Here is a 16,140-nt window from a genome sequence, read left to right as displayed (position 1 = left end):
TACACAGGGTCGCGGGGCTGAAAATCAGGCTTGGCGGGTAGCGTGGCGTGGTGTTGCGGAGGCTGGTGTTGCTCATTTGGGGGTGACGGGTGGTGGTCATTCTGGGGGGTCTCGGTCGGCGCTGCCGGGGAGTGAGGGTTCTGGCGGTGCTGAGGATTCGGTGGGTCTGGGTGAGATGTGGGCTGGGCCGTCGGATGATCCGGTTGGTCATGGGGTTTTGGATGACTGGCCTGCTGATTTTGCGGATGACGAGGATCCATTCATGTGGGAGAGGGGTGTTGGTGAGGGCGATGTTGGTGGCGTTCTGGGTTTGTCGCCGGTGGATTGGGGGAGGTTTGCCGAGTCGGAGGGGTGGTCGGATGTCGAGGTGGCGAGGCTGCAGTTGGCCGCTGCGCAGTGGGTGAGTCCGTTGTTGTTCGCTCCGGTGTTTGTGGGTGTGAAGCCGCCGGAGCGGGTGGCGTTTGATTTGGTGGTGGATCAGGTTGCGATCACGCTGCATCGAGCCTCGCGGGATGGTCTGTCCGAGCTGGAGGCCGGTGAGGCCGTGCAGGCGCGTGCTGAAGAGCTGGCGGCGAGGGTGCGGGAGGTGGGTTTGGAGGGCGCGCCGGATCTGCGGCGCACTGCCCAGCCGCCGGTGCGTGGTGCTGAGGGTCTGCCGTCGTCTGTGGAGGGTGTTGGGCAGCGCGGGCTGATGGGCGGTGGATCCTCGGAGTGGGCGTCGGGGGAGGTGTATCCGGGTGAGTCGCAGGCTAGGCCGTCGACGGTCCAGCCTCCGACTCACCCGGCGTCGGGCGGGGATGGTGCGGTCGCGTCCGGTCAGCAGGATCCTGATAGGATTCGGTGGGTCTGGGTGAGATGTGGGCTGGGCCGTCGGATGATCCGGTTGGTCGTAGGGTTTTGGATGACTGGCCTGCTGATTTTGAGGATGACGAGGATCCATTCGCTTCCGGCTGAATACTGACCTGTTGTTTCCGGGCGGGTTCCAGTGCTTTTCGCAACACACCTGATCATGAGGGGCGTGTTGATGGCGAGGCGTGGACCAAAGCGCCGGTTGGATCTTGAGTCGGAGTACTGGCGTCTGCTGGCCTGCGGGGTAGGCACGGTCGAGGCGTGTCAGCTGTTGGGGATCGGCCGTAAGACCGAGTACCGGTGGCGAGCGGAGAACGGCAAACTCCCGCCCGTGTCCTCGGCCGAGGACGCTCGGTCGAGCCGGTTCCTGTCACAGCTGGAACGGCAACGGATCGCCACGCTGCGCCGACAGGGCTTGGTTGTTCGGGAGATCGCATCACACCTGGGACGTTCCGTCGACGATCAGCCGGGACCTGCGCCGCAACACGCTCGCGCACGACCGCGGCCGCCGCTCTGCTCGATCTCAAGGAATCCACCGTGCGCAGTAACTTGGTGCGCGCCTACGCGCGGCTGAGGGTCCTGTTGGCGTCCGCACGACGGGAAGATGCGCGATGAACCTCGACGAGTTGTTTCGCCGTGACCGCGAAGCTGGGCCGCCGCCAGCGGACCACGACCTCACCGTGCGGCGGTGGATGAACCTGGTGGAAGCCGAGCATCGGCGCCGCTCGACAGTTCCCGGTGCGGGCGGCAAAACGCGTTCGGAGATGGAGCTGTTCGAGGAGGCCGAGCGAGCACTGGCCGAAGGGCGACGCGCGGAAAGCTGCGGAGACCTCATTGAAGCGGCCAAACAGTTGACGGCGGCGGCCTCAGGAAGGTTTCGGAGACGCGATTCTTCGGCTGGCCGGTGTGCGGGCATCAGACGTCGGCGATTCGGTCGCACGTCGGACTGACAGTGCGGCTGCCCCGAGAGCACGTTTGGACTTGAGCGCGGCACCACTTCGGCCGTATCAAGCGGCCGCCTGGACTGGGCCGACGGCAACTGGTGCTTCCTTGCGATCTTGGGTGCGACCTTGGCTGAATCGGTTGCGGCGCTGTGCTGGGTATGTGAAATTCGGCGGCCGGTCGGTTGGACGATGAACTGGGGGAGTAGCAGGTGGATCAGATCGCGGTCGATTTCCGCGCCCTGGAGGCTTGTGAACAGGCGCTGCGGCGGGGGGTCGATGAGATCGATATCCAGCTGACCGAGCTGGAAGCCGTGGTGAGCCGGCTACTGGGCTCCTGGTCCGGTGCGGCTGCCGAGGCGTATCGGGCCGCGCAAGAGGAGTGGGACCAGGCCGTGGCCGGGATGCGCGAGAACGTCCGTGAGATGTACCAGCTACTGGCGACCGCGCACGGCAACCAGGCCTCGGCGGTGCGCTCGAACGCCCGGATCTGGAAGGTACGCCGCCGGTACTGATCCTGGCGCGGGGTTCCCACGGTTATGGGCGAACAAGTGCCCGGCCGCTACGGAACCGCCGCCGATCTTGGGTGACGGTGACACCAACCTGCTGGCTGTGATCTCGGACTGGGTAAACCCGTACTACACGAACGGGCACGTCACCAAGATGCACGACGTCGGCGCGGCCTTCGCCGCGGCCGGAGACGGCCTCACCGCCGTCGCAGACGAGCTGCAGTCCGCAGTGTGGTCGTTGGTAGGCAACAACACCTCTGAAGATCTGGACGCGCTGGATGAGTTCTGGCGACGTGTCGCGGTCAACGACGGTGCCTTGTTGGCGGAGTTACCGGCTGCATGTGATGCCGTGGCCAACGCCTGCAGCGAGTACGCCTCGTTCTGTCGAGCACACCCGCAACAAGATCGGCGACATCGTCGAGGAAACCAGCCTGGAACTCGCCGCCGTCACCGGCATCGCCCTCGTCGCCTCGCTGCTAACCACCCCTGTCGGTGGTGCGGTGGTGGAGGGCGGTGCGGGTGCGGCCGTGCTGGACGCGGCCGGTGTTCGCATGGCCGCCGCCGCCGAGTTTGTCCTCGCCATCAGCGGGGCGGGCGCGGCACTGGCCATGGCCATCAACAACACCCCCGACCCCAACGTCGCCCAGACCACGGCATCGGAGGTGACGAGTTCAACGCAGCCGGCAGCAGACGTCCCCGGATCGACGGCACCAGGCGAAGTCCCCACACCCCGTGGCCGCCCCGGCTCGGTGGAGGACCTCACTCCAGAGCAGGCGGCCAACTACAATCGGTACGTCAAGAAACTGCCCGCCAAGAGTGAACCCGTGCAGATCGAAATCCTGGAAGACGGAGGGGCACGTATGAGCGCGAAGGTGCCCTCGAACAACATCCCCGGCTCCTACGCCACTATGTCAAGATCATCGACCGCAATGGCAACACCGTTCAGTATGTGAAGAGCACATATGCTCCAGACGGCTCAATCGTCCACAGCAAGGTGAAATGATGGATCTCGAAACCCGCCGACAGGCCGTCAGTGATCTGGTGCTCCTACGTAAGACCGCGCCCGACGCGATCGCGGAAATGCGCAAGTACCCTTGGGACTGCGACGAGGAACTCGTCACCCTCGGGCCCACCGAGCTGCGCGCCGTGATCGACAAATTCCTCACCGATAAGCTGTCCGCGCAAGAGCTTGAGGACTGGGCCAACGAAGTCGAAGGACGAGACGACATCGAGTTTGCTCCTCGGGAGATGACTGATCTCGTAGCGGAAATCGCCAACCCGATGCTGTTCGAGGCCATTACGCCTACGGCGATGAGGAGTCTGGCCAGCCGGCTCGACTCTCTTGAGACAGACGACTGACGGTCCAGACGGCTGGGCGTTCCCGATTGTCATGAGCGAGCAAGCGTGCCCTGTGCTCGTTGCGATACGGGTCAACAAGGTCGCTTCGCTGATCGTGTGCCCGCCAATTGATCTGCTGCCGGACGTGTGTAGTTTCAACGCTCGTTCACCAGTGTTGATCTGCGGATTCATGCTTATGGTTTATTCCTGCTCGCACTGCTGATCGTGCGAGGGGTACCAGCCGTGCACTACTGGCGCCGTTTAATGATCTTGGCCAGAGTTGCTCGCTGAAATTCCCCACTCGGGGGTGGTGGTTAGCGTTGCGGTTGCCGGGTGTCGGTGGTGGCTTGGCGGAGGGTGTCGATGCGGGCTTGGTGGTCGCGTAGCCGGTAGGAGTCACCTTCGAGGGTGAGCACGATGGAATGGTGCAGGAGTCGCTCGAGTAGGGGTGCGACGACTTCCGCGAGCTCGGCCCTCTGAGCTGGGCGGATCCGCGTTCTGCAGACAAGGCGCCGAGCAATTTGCTGACGCGCTTCACCGGGATGGAGTTTGCGCATGCAGATGCGTCAATCACGACGTTCTTCGGCGTACACAGTGGGCTGGCGATGGGCAGTATCAGCACGCTCGGATCCGGAGAACAGCGGGAGCCGGTTTGAGAAGATCTGCGCGTTTGCGCTGACCGAGCCCCACGGCTGCCCGGATGTTACGGAGAGCTGGAGACGACCGTGCGCCGTGACGGTGACACGCGGATTCTCAATGGCTCGAACCGCCGGATCTAATTCGGGTAGCGATACAACGCCGTATTCGACGGCGACGAATACCCGCATGCAGCGCTGAGCCTGCGCTGGGTGGATTCCCGGCCCGGAGACGCAGCGCGGCGCAGTCTTCAGGTGTTCAACACCGCCAAGACCCCCAGCCGCCCGCCTGGCGTGCGGCGCTTCCGGAGAACCAGACCACTACAGGTTGTGCGAAAGCAACCGGCTCAGCACCTCATCGACATTCATCCACCGGTGTTCATCACCGGGCGCGACCACGTCGTAAGTGTCGTTCACGAAGTCCACAAGCTGATCGGCATCCACCTCGAAGGAGGCCTGCCCCGACGGCGAGCTCAACTCGATCACGACCACACCCGAAGCGTCCAGTCGAGGGCGCACCTCGAAGGAGGCCTGCCCCGACGGCGAGCTCAACTCGATCACGACCACACCCGAAGAGTCCAGCCGGGGGCGGATTCGCACGTCGCCTTCGCCTGCCTCGGCGATCAGCCCGTCGGCCAGCAGGTCGCGGGCGATCACCCAGTCCACCTGACCGTCCGTGCCCACGTTGAGCTTCATGGCGATCTCGTACGGATTGCGGCTGTCGTACCGCAGCTCCACGCCAACCGGGGCGATCGCTCCTGCCGGGGCTACGAGGTTGAAGGTCATGGTGGCGAGCACCGTGCCGTGATCGTTTGCCATCATGTCCGCTCTCCCAAGCCTCGGCTTCCCATACCCTCATAACGAAGCATGCCCACCCTGGGTTCATACCTTCTTCACGAAGTCTTCAGACCCCTGCTCGTCCTGCAAACGCCGGGATCGCGAGATTTCCGTCGACTTGACCAGCGCCATTACCGAGGAACCGACTTCCAAGTGCGAATCCGCAGCGGCTTCCTTGGTGATGGCGGCGGTCAACTCGGCGCCTTCGACGGAAACTTTCACCGCCGCCATCGCACCACCGGTGCCGATGCTCGTGACCTGGCCAGGAAGCTGGTTGCGGATGCTGATCCCGGCGAGCGGCCCGGTCGCCAGCGACACCTCGGTCGACTTGATCAGCACGCGCACGGCAGCCCTTTCGGCGATGCCCAGATCCTCGACCGTACCGTTGTAATGATCGGGATCATGGTCGATTGCCCACCGCAAGCATCGGCGCGAGAGGCCCGGATGAGCGTGGTGTGGCGAAGCCAGTGGATGCTGATCTGCTGGGTGGCGACCCAGGGGAGATGGTTGCCGAGTCGGGTAAAGAGGTGGTCGTAGCGTCGGGTGGTGATGGGGTCTCCGTTGGTGTAGCGGAGGAGTTGTCCGCCTGATGCGGCTGCGCCGCGTTGTTCGGCGTGGTCGCGGAGGTGGGTCACGAGGGTGGGGGAGACGGGCTGCCAGCGGACGGTGCTGCCTTTGTCGTGGAGCAGGATCAGGCATTGGTCGGGGTCCAGGTTTCGGGGTGTGAGGGCGAGTGCTCCTCCCCGGCGATGGCGCATCGTTCGGACGCTGTGATCAAAGATGCTGAGCTGTTGAACTGGGCCAAGTCCGTCTATGCGGCCTTCGGCGACCTTGTGCGCCGCAACGGGTTGTCCGGGGTGCGGGCCGGATTAACGGGGTGATGGCGGCGGTGCGCGAGTTCTTCCGGCACGCGGTCGCGGTCGGCGTGGTGGACGGGCGGGTGCTGGACGCGCTGTTTGATGTGGTGACGACACCGACCTGCAGGCGGAGGTGCGGGGCGAGCGGCCGGCTGGGTTGCGCAGCCGGCCTCGGCATCGGCTTTCCCAGCCGGAACGGGTAGTTGATGCGGCCAGCGATGAGGAGGTGCTGGCGTTGGTGCGGGCGTGCCGCAACGCCCGGGACCGGTTCATCGTGCTGGCTTGGCCCGCGGCCGCCACTGGCCGTGTGAGAACCCGGTACAGAGTTGCCGACCGCGGCGTCCGGCGTGGCCTGGCCAGCCAGTCCCCGTGGGGCCGACCAGATCACAAGCCGGGCCAGGGCAGCGCCGCTGAATCAGCTTGATCGGCACCACTTCATCATCCAAAAGTAGACGATCATGCGGGAATCTCGCTGAACGCCGGTCTTGCCGTCCCGGAGAAAACCACATCCCCGCGACGCACTTCGGTAACGATCGGTCCCTGCTGAACCGGCTCCACGACGGCACCGCCGTCTCGTCGGCGACACCGTCCTCGACGATACGACGCAGGTCACAGCCCCGCGCAATTGATCAACTCAAGATAACCCGGCGCAGGGCGAAGTCATCCACGCCGAGCACTGCCGGGGCGGGCGTGGTCGCCGGCTCCGGCAGTGCCCGCACCAAACGCAGCAGCATCGTCCGATCCACTTTGATACCCAAGATCGCGGCAAGACGTGCCCCAGCTCGCCCCCCAACGCCAAGCCCACCTGCCCCCAACATCGCCAGCAGCGGAGTCGTCCGACGTCGATTCGGCTCGGACAGGCCGTCGACCTGTTCCACGAACGTCCTCGTCGTGCACTGAGAATCCAGGCACACGAACTGCCGGACCGTCAACGCGATGACCACTGGTCGCCTACCGAGCACGCCATCAGACAACCGGCGCACGTAACGGCTGTGCACCCGCCCAGACCGCACCCCGCATGCCCGGCAGGTCGCCTCGGCCACGCGCGACCGAGCGCAGATCGTCACGGCGTCGGATCCGTACTCCACTCGCTCCACACACAGCCCGCCCAGATGAGGCAGCAACGCTTCCAGATCAACAGAGCAAGCCCAATATGATCAACAACCGCGATCACGACCCGTCACCAGGGTCGCGAAACTCGCGCCAGAGCCGATTCACCTGAGCGCCGTCAGCGCTTCGCGCACTTCGCTGATCGTGGCGGCAACTGCCTCGAAGCCCTTACTCCAGGGCGGCATGATGATTACTTCGTGGAAGCCAAGGTCCGCTGCGGTGCGGGCTGCATCGGGCAGCAGCTTCGCCTGATCGTCATCGTGGGGCACGAGTCCTGCCACGAGATGAAGGGGTGGCAATTCCACCGGGCGGGGCTGCTTGCGCAGGTATTCAAGAAGGTTCCGCAGTTCATCTGGGGTTGGATGGTCAGCGTAGACACAAGCCCACCAGCCGTCACCGAACCTGGCTGCACGGCGCAACGCGGGTCGGCTCATGCCACCGACCCACAGCGGTACTCCTGGTTGTGCGGGACGCGGGTAGAGCAGCACACGGGGTGGCACTGTGATCTGGTCGCCACTGAACTCCGGAGGACGCCCACTCCACGCGGAACGCAGCACCTGAAGGATCTCATCAGTCCGGACGCCGCGGGTGGCGAAGTCGTATCCGAGCGCCTCGAACTCCTCGCGATACCAGCCTGCCCCTACCCCGAGGACCATCCGGCCCCCGCTGAGTGTGTCGAGCGTGGCAACGGTCTTCGCGAGTTGCAGGACGTTGCGTTGCGCCGCGACGATCATGGCGCCGATGCGGCAGCGGGAGGTTACTGCCGCAATAGCGGCGCAGCACGTCAATGCCTCGTGGATATCGGTGTTTTGGGGCCACGGGGGGTGGTCTCCGTCCGCGAGATGAAAGCCGTCAGGCTCGTGGTCGAGCATGAGCAGGTGATCTGACGCGTACAGGCCAACAGCTCCGGCCTGCTCAGCCGCCTGCGCCATTGCGGTCAGTCCCAGTCGCTGCGTGAGTTCACCAACTGTCGGCAGCAGCACACCCGGTCCGATTGGTGCGCCTGATGGTCGCCCGAACGTCATGACCGTCCTCCGGCTTGCGCGTGCTGGTGTGATGTGTGGCCGTGGCGTGGCGGCATGGGAGTCAGGTGAGCTCCGGCGATTGACGAACCTGGGACCACCGCACAGGCATCCGGTCGCGTTTGGAGACTATTACCGTCGGCGCGAAGGTGGCCGGGTCGTCCGGGTCTGTGGATAGGTCGGGAAGCCTTTCTAGAAGGATGCGGACACCAAGAGTGGCCTGCAGGCGCGCCAGTGGGCTACCAGGGCAGGCGTGCGGACCACGGCCGAAAGAGAGATGGTCCGTCGGCCGAGGCCGCCGGATGTCATACACCTCCGGATCGTCATAGTGCGCCGGGTCGTTCGAAGCCCCGGCCAGTGCGAACCACGCGGTGTCACCCTTGCGGATCAGCGCACCGCCGATCTCTAAATCCCGCACAGCGGCCCGGGCCGCGAACGTGGCAGGTGGGTGTCGGCGTAGGGACTCCTCAGCGACATTCGGCCAAAGACCGGGGTCGCGGCGTAATTCCTCCCGCAACGCGGGAAACTCCGACAGGTGCGCCAACATGCTCGCCATGAGTTGCGCGGTGGTGTCGTGCCCGGTAAAGGCTAGTTCGGTCACGATCAGGGCCACCCGTTCCCGATCGAGCAGACGTGCCGCCGGGGCGCGATCATCAGTTGCGGTGGCCAAGAGGGAGATCACGTCGTCTCCAGGGGCGGTGGCCCGTTCATCGGCGATGCGGCGGAAGTACTCCTGTCCTTCGATGTATTCTTCCCAGACCTCGCTCAGCTCCGGTTCGTCCAGTGGCACATGTGCACTGGCAAGGACACGGATCGCGGCGTCGCCGAGCCTGCGGACCCGATCTGCGTCGTTATCCGGCAAGCCGAGGAGCCCGAGGAGGGTGTGCATGGTCAGGGGAGCACAGTAAGCCTGCAGCAGGTCCGCCTTGCCCTCGGCCTCGAAACCGTCGATGAGCTTGTGTGCCCGGGTCGTGATCCGCTGTTCGAACGAACGTAGCCTGGGCTTGGAGAAACCTTCCTGCAGGACCCTTTTCGGTGCGGTGAGGGCGGGCGGATCCAGAGCGGGCAGGATGTGGTTCAACAAGGACGCGGGGTAACGTTCGGCAAACCCTTCCGGGACGGTCACCGCGTCCCGGTTGGAGGTCCGGAAGCTTTCCTGGTCATTGAGATAGCGAAAGACGTCCTGGTAACACGTGATGATCCACACGTTCAGCGACGGGTACCAGAAGACCGGCATCTCCTGCCGAGCCGAGACGTACGCGGAGGAGGGGGCACGAAGCGCGGCCGGGTCCAAGAGATCGAATCCGATCGGTGCAACAGGGCAACGTCCCTCCGCAGGCAAGCTGTTCATCGGAAACTCCATGCGTGGCTATTTGCGGGCCGGCTACGCGTCAGCCGGTTGGCTGCGCCTGGCTGCGGTCGTCGGCTACGCCGGTTGATTGGCCGGACCGTCGGCAACCTTGACAAGGTCGGTGATGGTGTCGCGCAGAGGTGTGGTGGGGCGTCCGATGAGGCGGGAGAGATCGCCGGGTGTGTCGGAGAGCAGGCCGTTAGCGATGTCGGCCTCGATTTGAGCCAGGGTCCGCGCCACCGGTTCCGGTACACCAGCGCCAGTGATGGCCTGGATGTACTCGTCGGGGTTCAGGTCCTTGTAGCCGACCTGTACGCCGGAGATGTCGGTGACGGCTGCGGCCAACTCGGACATGGTCCATGCCGTATCGCCGGACAGTTCGTAAATGGTCTTCTCGTGCCCCTCGGTGGTCAGCACGGCCGCCGCAGCGGCGGCGTAGTCGACGCGGGCGGCCGACGCGACCCGCCCTTCCCCGGCCGCGCCAATGATCGTGCCGCTGCCCAACGCCTGGCTTACCGCCTGTCCGTAGTTTTCGGTGTACCAGCCGTTGCGCAGCAGGCTGAAGGCAAGGCCGCAGCTTCGGATGTACTCCTCAGTGGCCTGATGCTCGGGCGCGAGCACGAGTGTGGTGCTGTCAGCGTGCAGAACGCTGGTGTAGGCAAGCAACCGGACCCCGGCTGTCTTCGCCGCATCCACCACGGCCTTGTGCTGCGGGACGCGGCGGCCGACCTCGCTACCGGAGATCAGCAGCACCTTGTCTGCCCCATCAAACGCGCTGGTCAGGGTGTCGGGACGGTCATAGTCGGCTTCACGAATCTGGACGCCCAGTGCCGCGAATGCGCTCGCCTTCCGCGGCTCGCGCACGGCCGCAACGACTTGCTGGGCGGGTACCCCACGCTGCAGCACGGCATCAATGACGAGACGGCCGAGGTGGCCGGTTGCTCCGGTGACAACGATCATTATGCGTTCCTCCGGTCGCCGCTGGCGAAGCTGTCCTGTACTTGCCGCCCAAATGAGCCATACCGGTGATCAGCCTGTGAACTCCGAACACTTTGAGGATGCCCTCTTGTACCAAAGATTCTGCATGAATTGCCCTCGGTCAAGCGACGTTGCAGTCGTGGTGTGCTTACGTTCGGTCAGCACGACTCGAACTTGAGAGTGGCTAGCGTCGGGTCTGCCGATGCGAACAATTCCTTGGAGTGCGGTTTGTTGGATGACATCAGACTCCACGCAGAGCAGCCTTCTGTCGCGCCCACCTCCAATGGCGTAGACGTAGTGCTGGGCGACGACAGCCTTACTCCCGCCGCTACCTCGCTCTGGGCCAGGAGCCCGGCCGCCGGGACCGTGCGCATCGCCGACACGGCCGCAGTGCGCATGGCCGACTCGGTCCGCGTGCGCGACAAACTAATCGCGACCGGCAACCCTATCTACGGCGTGACCACGGGGTTCGGCGACAGCGCCCGCTTCCACCTCAGCTCCGGCAAAACGACGCAACTGCAACGCAATCTGATCACCTACCACCTGAACGGCACTGGACCCTACGCACCCGAGGACGTCGTGCGCGCCACCATGCTGGTGCGCGCTAACTGCCTGGCGCGTGGCTACTCCGGCATCCGCCGCGAGGTGGTGCAGCTGCTCATCGACTGTCTGCGTCACGACATCACGCCATTGATCCCCGAGCGCGGCTCCGTGGGTGCTAGCGGCGATCTGGTACCGCTGTGCTACCTCGCGGATATGCTGCTCGGCTCGGGTCAGGTGCGTGTCGCCGGAACACAGATGTCAGCGGCGGCCGCGCTGCGGGCCGCTGACTTGGTGCCGGTGACGTTCGAGGCCAAGGAGGGCCTCGCACTGATTAACGGCACGTCGTTCATGTCCGGCTTCGCGGTCCTCGCCACGCACGATGCAGCCGAGATCGCCAATGTCGCGGACTTATGCACGGCGCTGACCGCTGAAGCGCTGCTGGGCAACCGTGGCCACTTCCACCCCCTGATTCACCAACAGAAGCCTCAGCCCGGCCAGATTCGGTCGTCGGCCCGGACCCGCGCACTGCTGACCGGTTCCCGGCTGTGCACCGACGCCCCGCAAGTCCTTGAGCCCGACGCTGGCCCGGACGGGTTCGTCGCGCTTGGCCGGGCGATCCAGGACCGGTACTCGATCCGCTGCGCGCCCCATGTGAACGGGGTCTTGCTGGACACGCTTGACTGGGTCACACGCTGGCTGAACGTCGAGATCAACTCGACCAACGACAACCCGCTGTTCGACCCGTTGACCGCGGAAGTACACAATGGAGGAAACTTCTACGGTGGCCATGTCGGTCACGGAATGGATTCGCTCAAGCTCGCCGTCGCCAGCGTGGGTGACCTCCTCGACCGGCAGATGGCGTTGCTGGTCGACACAAAATTCAACCACGGCCTCACCGCTAATCTCACATCCCAACGGGGTCCGTCCGATCCGGACGCTGGCCTGCACCACGGCTTCAAGGGCATGCAGCTAGCCGCGTCCGCCTTGGCCGGCGAGGCCCTCAAACTGACCAACCCCGCGACGGCGTTCTCCCGGTCGACCGAGGCGCACAACCAGGACAAGGTCAGCATGGGCACGATCGCAGCGCGCGACGCCCGCACGGTCGTTGAGCTCGTTCGCGAGATCACGGCCATCACGCTGTTGGCCGGCTGCCAGGCCGTCGACCTGCGTGGCGCGGGACAGCTGGGACACGGCACCAAGGCGGCCTACGACGTCATCCGCGAACACGTGCCGTTCGTCGACGTGGACCGCCGTCTCGACGGCGACCTCGCCACCGTCGCGGAGCTGATCCGCAGCGGCACCCTCGGCGACGTGATCCGTGAGCACACCGAATCCTGACAAGGAGATTTCGCATGGAGCAGCGCCCGTTGGGCACTACCGGACTGAAGGTTTCCGCCCTGGGACTGGGCACCTCCACCTGGGGCGCCACCACCGACCGTGACGACGCCGCCGAGCAACTGCGGGCGTTCGTCGAGGTCGGCGGCACCCTGGTCGACACCGCCGACGTCTACGGCGGCGGCAGTGCTGAGGAGATCGTCGGCCAGTTGCTGGGCAAGGTCGTGCCCCGCGACAACATCGTGCTGGCGACCAAGGCTGTCGCCGTCCTGGACGACCCCGACCGCAGACAGAACGCCTCCCGCGAGCATCTGCTGTCGACACTGGACAAATCACTGACCAAGCTTCGCACCGATTACATCGACCTGTGGCAGCTGCACGCCTGGGATCACGCCGTCCCATTGGAAGAAACCCTGGCCGCAACCGACACCGCCGTACGAGCCGGCAAGGTTCGCCACGTCGGCGTGTGCAACTACACCGGCTGGCAGACGGCCAAAGCAGCGACCTGGAAGCAACTCAACGGCGTCGCACCACTCGCGTCCTGCCAACTGGAGTACTCGCTGCTGGAACGGGGCATCGAACGTGAGGTCGTGCCCGCCGCACTGGACGCGGGAATGGCGGTGCTGCCGTGGGCCCCGCTCGGCCGCGGCGTACTGACCGGCAAGTACCGCGGCGGGGTACCGGCCGATCGGGAGAACAGCCGTTTCTTCAAGTGGTACGTTGCGCCCCGTATCGACGACCGCTCCGCGCGCATCGTGGAAGCCCTCGCCGCTGCCGCGGACGAGTTGGCCGTGCCGCTGGTGGCTGTGGCGCTGGCATGGGTCCGGGACCGACCTGGGGTCGCCGCGCCGCTGGTCGGCGCCCGCACCGTGGAGCAGCTGCGCGAGTCGCTATCCCCGGCCACGCTTGCCCTGGAACTGCCTGCCGAGATCCGCCGCGATCTCGACGCCGCGTCCGCCCCAAACATCGGCTATCCCGAGAGTGGCATCTGAGCAGGAGGACGCGCAGTGAGCGACGAACCAGTCAAATTGGTCAGCCGATCGTTCATGCAGGACCCATATCCGGCGCTGGAATCCCTGCGGCGAGACCACGCAGCGATCCCAGTCGAGAACGGCGGCTTCCGGATGTGGGTGATCACCCGCTACGACGACGCCCGCGCGCTGTTGGCCGATCCCACGCTGCAACGCGACTTGGTCAAGCACCGGCACGCGGTTGTCGAACAGAACCTAATGGACATCGAGCGTCGGCCAAAGCTGCCACGCGAACTACGCCGCAGCATGCTCGACCAGGACGGGGCGGATCACCGCAGGATGCGCGGCATCGTCGCCAAGTTCTTCACGCCGTCTCGGCTTGCCGCGCTGCGGCCCGAGATCGAACGGCTTGCCGACGACCTGCTCGACGGCCTGCCCGTCGGTGAACCCGTCGACATCATCGACCAGTACGCCAGGCCGCTGTCCGCGACTTGCCTGTCCGAGATGCTGGGTGTCCCCGAGGACGCGCGAGATCGATTTCCCCTGTGGGAGACGGCGATTCTCACCGCACCCAGCAAGGAGGAGGTGGAGGATGCGGGTCGGCAGTTGCAGGTGTTTGCCGGGGAGATCATCGCGCTCAAGCGCGAGCAGCCGCGTGCGGACCTGTTCACCGAGCTCGTCCGGGCCGGTGCGGCGGGGCTGCTGGATGACGCCGAACTGGTCTCCATGATCACGTTGTTGCTGATCGCCGGGCTGGAGCCGACCAGCGCGATAGGCAGCGGTGTGCTCGTCCTGCTCCGCCACTCTGAGGAGCTGGCGCGGTTGCGCGCCGACCCCGGCCTGATAACCGCGTGCGTCGAGGAGATCCTGCGCTTCGAGACCCCGTTCCGCATGCTTACCCCGCGCTATGTCGACCATCCGCTGGAGCTGGATGGGGTGACCATCCCAGCCGGGGAGCTGCTGCTGATCTCCACCGGCTCGGCCAACCGCGACCCGAGCCGCTTCGCGGACCCCGACCGCTTCGACATCACCCGTGACACAAAGGGACATCTAGGGTTCAGCCACGGCAGCCACCGGTGTATGGGCGCCGAGCTCGGCAGAATAGAGACCGCGGTCGGGCTCGGCAGGTTGTTCGACCGGTTTCCCGCGACCGCGCTGGCGGTCGCTCCGCAGGACGTGCAGTGGCGGCCAGGCATGTTCATGCGCCGCCTCGACTCGCTGCCGGTGGTGCTGGGATGAGCGCCGTCGACAAGGTCGTGTTGCCCGACGGGCGTGCCGTGTGGATGGTTTCCGAATACGCGCTTGCCCGACAGTTAATGAATGATCCTCGGTTTTCCAATGACACCGCCAGGATGGGTGACAAGGCGCCGTTGGCGGCCCTGCCGCCGACCGTGCGCACCGTCGTCGCGCAGGACATGCTCAACACCGATCCGCCGCAACACACCCGGCTGCGCCAACTCGTTGCGCACCGATTCACCGGCCGCAGCGCGAACGCTATGCGGCCGGTTGTCGACGAGATCGCCGAGCGGCTGCTGGACGGCCTGGACACCGCAGCGGAGACCGACCTCGTCGCCCAGTACGCGCAGCCGCTGCCCACACTCGTGCTCGGTGCCATGATTGGGATTCCCGAGGCCGACTGCCCGGACGTGCGCCGCTGGTCGGACACATTCGTCTCCGAACTGCTACTGATCAGCGACAGCTTGCTGGACGCGACGACATCACTGCTCGACTACGCCGCCGAGTTGGTGCGGCGCAAGCGCCGCGAACCGGGACAGGACCTGATCTCCGAGCTGATCGAGGCGAACCTAACCGACGACGAACTGAGCTCGATGGTGTTCGTACTGCTCATCGCGGGTCAGACCGCAACGACGCAGCTCATCGCCAAGGCACTGTATCTGCTGCTGACCAATCCCGATCAGCGTGACGCCGTGCGAGCAGATGAGACACTGCTGGGTGGCGCGGTGGACGAGGCGTTGCGGCTCGAACCACCGCTGCAGGTCTCGGCGTTCCGGATGACCCAGGAATCGCTAACGATCGGAGACACTTGCATCCCGGCAGGCGAGGTCGTGCTGTGCTCGCTGACGGCCGTCAACCGCGACAAGTCCCGTTTTACCGCCCCGGACAGCTTCGACGTGCGACGCGACGACAACCAGCACCTGTCGTTCGGCTTCGGTATCCATCGCTGCCTGGGTGCGAACCTGGCGAAGGTGGAGGCCGAGGCCGCCCTCGGCGCCCTGCTACGCCGTTATTCGTCGCCGCGGATCACGGCCTCGGCTGGGGACCTACCCTGGGTAGAAGCCGGGATCATGCGCAAGCTGATGGCGCTGCCGGTGCGCCTCGGCGCGAAGTGAGCGTGCACTTGCGGTAAACCAGCGCGCGCTCCTGCCTCATCACCATGTCCAGCTGTTGATCGAGCTGGTGGCGATCTCCTAGCGTCATCGCCAACGAAGCCAAGCCGTCCTGGAAGGTCACCTCGATGTCGACCACAGCGCTGAGCGGTCCATTCAGGCTGTCGAGCAAGTGCAGGTGACCTTCTCGGCCATCGAGAGTCGACATCTGTTGGTGCGTAACTCAAATATGGCGTGGCGTTAATTATGGTGTAAACGTGACTGTGGTCAAGGCTTGACGGCTTTCCCCGGCGTCAAAAGAGGATCTGCGGCAGAGGGTTGCCGCTGTGGAGTCCGGGTGTGAGTCAGGCCGAGGCGGCAGAGGCGTTCGGAGTCGGGTTGCAATCGGTGTCACGGTGGGTGAATGCGTTCCGCGTGACGGGGGCCTGGGCGGCACGGAAACGTGGTCGGCGTGCTCGTGAGCAAAAGGCGCTGAATGCACGGTAGCAGTCACGGGTGCGGCGCGGTGCTGGGCAA

The 16,140-nt window shown here is 65.2% G+C and carries 16 protein-coding genes; 10 read left to right on the top strand and 6 right to left on the bottom strand.

Annotated features, from left to right (window positions below):
* Nucleotides 1–262: 262 nt before the first annotated feature.
* From SSPN_RS0122435 to SSPN_RS49160, 5 genes are all read left to right on the top strand, one after another.
* Nucleotides 263–961, top strand: a complete 699-nt coding sequence (locus SSPN_RS0122435) for a hypothetical protein (RefSeq protein WP_010309189.1) — start codon at nt 263–265, stop codon at nt 959–961.
* A gap of 48 nt (nt 962–1,009) precedes the next feature.
* Nucleotides 1,010–1,423, top strand: coding sequence for a helix-turn-helix domain-containing protein (locus SSPN_RS62825; RefSeq protein WP_420188286.1), 414 nt, complete (start codon nt 1,010–1,012; stop codon nt 1,421–1,423).
* A gap of 579 nt (nt 1,424–2,002) precedes the next feature.
* Nucleotides 2,003–2,305, top strand: a complete 303-nt coding sequence (locus SSPN_RS45080; RefSeq protein ID WP_010309184.1) for a WXG100 family type VII secretion target — start codon at nt 2,003–2,005, stop codon at nt 2,303–2,305.
* Between the two features lie 338 nt (nt 2,306–2,643).
* Complete coding sequence (locus SSPN_RS58535; protein WP_202798892.1) at nt 2,644–3,252, top strand: hypothetical protein; 609 nt, start codon at nt 2,644–2,646, stop codon at nt 3,250–3,252.
* 46 nt (nt 3,253–3,298) lie between these two features.
* Nucleotides 3,299–3,658, top strand: coding sequence for a hypothetical protein (locus SSPN_RS49160; RefSeq protein WP_010309177.1), 360 nt, complete (start codon nt 3,299–3,301; stop codon nt 3,656–3,658).
* 935 nt (nt 3,659–4,593) lie between these two features.
* On the opposite strand, the gene SSPN_RS0122405 is transcribed toward SSPN_RS49160, so the two are convergent.
* Complete coding sequence (locus SSPN_RS0122405) at nt 4,594–5,094, bottom strand: SsgA family sporulation/cell division regulator (protein WP_010309172.1); 501 nt, start codon at nt 5,092–5,094, stop codon at nt 4,594–4,596.
* Nucleotides 5,095–5,154: 60 nt separating this feature from the next.
* A complete protein-coding gene (locus SSPN_RS51585) occupies nt 5,155–5,454 on the bottom strand; it encodes a TOBE domain-containing protein (RefSeq protein ID WP_202798891.1) in 300 nt (99 codons plus the stop codon).
* A gap of 532 nt (nt 5,455–5,986) precedes the next feature.
* Here SSPN_RS51585 and SSPN_RS0122390 point away from each other — a divergent pair.
* On the top strand, nt 5,987–6,169 hold the full coding sequence (locus SSPN_RS0122390; RefSeq protein WP_010309164.1) for a hypothetical protein: 183 nt from the start codon (nt 5,987–5,989) through the stop codon (nt 6,167–6,169).
* 426 nt (nt 6,170–6,595) lie between these two features.
* Here the strand turns inward: SSPN_RS0122390 and SSPN_RS45060 are convergent, their stop codons facing one another.
* From SSPN_RS45060 to SSPN_RS0122370, 4 genes are all read right to left on the bottom strand, one after another.
* Nucleotides 6,596–7,054 (bottom strand): transposase family protein, encoded by a 459-nt coding sequence (locus SSPN_RS45060; RefSeq protein WP_010309159.1) that lies wholly within the window; start codon nt 7,052–7,054, stop codon nt 6,596–6,598.
* A 126-nt stretch (nt 7,055–7,180) separates the two neighbouring features.
* Nucleotides 7,181–8,059 (bottom strand): TIGR03619 family F420-dependent LLM class oxidoreductase, encoded by an 879-nt coding sequence (locus SSPN_RS45055; RefSeq protein ID WP_170121570.1) that lies wholly within the window; start codon nt 8,057–8,059, stop codon nt 7,181–7,183.
* Between the two features lie 103 nt (nt 8,060–8,162).
* Nucleotides 8,163–9,449 (bottom strand): cytochrome P450, encoded by a 1,287-nt coding sequence (locus tag SSPN_RS45050; RefSeq protein ID WP_044574762.1) that lies wholly within the window; start codon nt 9,447–9,449, stop codon nt 8,163–8,165.
* Nucleotides 9,450–9,524: 75 nt separating this feature from the next.
* Nucleotides 9,525–10,409: an SDR family oxidoreductase gene (locus SSPN_RS0122370; protein ID WP_010309145.1), complete on the bottom strand. Its 885-nt coding sequence runs from the start codon at nt 10,407–10,409 to the stop codon at nt 9,525–9,527.
* Nucleotides 10,410–10,658: 249 nt separating this feature from the next.
* Here SSPN_RS0122370 and SSPN_RS0122365 point away from each other — a divergent pair, with 249 nt between their 5' ends.
* From SSPN_RS0122365 to SSPN_RS0122350, 4 genes are read left to right on the top strand one after another with little or no spacing between them, the layout of a single operon-like run.
* Nucleotides 10,659–12,308, top strand: coding sequence for an HAL/PAL/TAL family ammonia-lyase (locus SSPN_RS0122365; protein ID WP_049887681.1), 1,650 nt, complete (start codon nt 10,659–10,661; stop codon nt 12,306–12,308).
* A 14-nt stretch (nt 12,309–12,322) separates the two neighbouring features.
* Nucleotides 12,323–13,297 carry an aldo/keto reductase gene (locus SSPN_RS0122360; protein WP_010309137.1) on the top strand — a complete coding sequence of 325 codons (975 nt, stop codon included), beginning with the start codon at nt 12,323–12,325 and terminating at the stop codon, nt 13,295–13,297.
* 15 nt (nt 13,298–13,312) lie between these two features.
* On the top strand, nt 13,313–14,515 hold the full coding sequence (locus SSPN_RS0122355) for a cytochrome P450 family protein (protein ID WP_010309133.1): 1,203 nt from the start codon (nt 13,313–13,315) through the stop codon (nt 14,513–14,515).
* Nucleotides 14,512–15,627, top strand: coding sequence for a cytochrome P450 family protein (locus tag SSPN_RS0122350; RefSeq protein ID WP_044574759.1), 1,116 nt, complete (start codon nt 14,512–14,514; stop codon nt 15,625–15,627). Before SSPN_RS0122355 ends, SSPN_RS0122350 begins: the two co-directional genes overlap by 4 nt.
* Nucleotides 15,628–16,140: the final 513 nt, after the last annotated feature.

The organism is Saccharopolyspora spinosa NRRL 18395 (assembly GCF_000194155.1).
Lineage (GTDB): Bacteria > Actinomycetota > Actinomycetes > Mycobacteriales > Pseudonocardiaceae > Saccharopolyspora > Saccharopolyspora spinosa.
Note: the sequence above shows the minus strand (reverse complement) of the source record. Positions and strands in the feature narration are given on the sequence as shown.

Bases quoted from the DNA above. Each gene is read 5' to 3' on its own strand.
- SSPN_RS0122435 (WP_010309189.1), top strand. From the start codon at position 263: ATGTGGGAGAGGGGTGTTGGTGAGGGCGATGTTGGTGGCGTTCTGGGT.
- SSPN_RS49160 (WP_010309177.1), top strand. From the start codon at position 3,299: ATGATGGATCTCGAAACCCGCCGACAGGCCGTCAGTGATCTGGTGCTC.
- SSPN_RS0122360 (WP_010309137.1), top strand. From the start codon at position 12,323: ATGGAGCAGCGCCCGTTGGGCACTACCGGACTGAAGGTTTCCGCCCTG.
- SSPN_RS58535 (WP_202798892.1), top strand. From the start codon at position 2,644: ATGCCGTGGCCAACGCCTGCAGCGAGTACGCCTCGTTCTGTCGAGCAC.
- SSPN_RS0122350 (WP_044574759.1), top strand. From the start codon at position 14,512: ATGAGCGCCGTCGACAAGGTCGTGTTGCCCGACGGGCGTGCCGTGTGG.
- SSPN_RS0122405 (WP_010309172.1), bottom strand. From the start codon at position 5,094: ATGATGGCAAACGATCACGGCACGGTGCTCGCCACCATGACCTTCAAC.
- SSPN_RS0122370 (WP_010309145.1), bottom strand. From the start codon at position 10,409: ATGATCGTTGTCACCGGAGCAACCGGCCACCTCGGCCGTCTCGTCATT.
- SSPN_RS62825 (WP_420188286.1), top strand. From the start codon at position 1,010: ATGAGGGGCGTGTTGATGGCGAGGCGTGGACCAAAGCGCCGGTTGGAT.
- SSPN_RS45050 (WP_044574762.1), bottom strand. From the start codon at position 9,449: ATGAACAGCTTGCCTGCGGAGGGACGTTGCCCTGTTGCACCGATCGGA.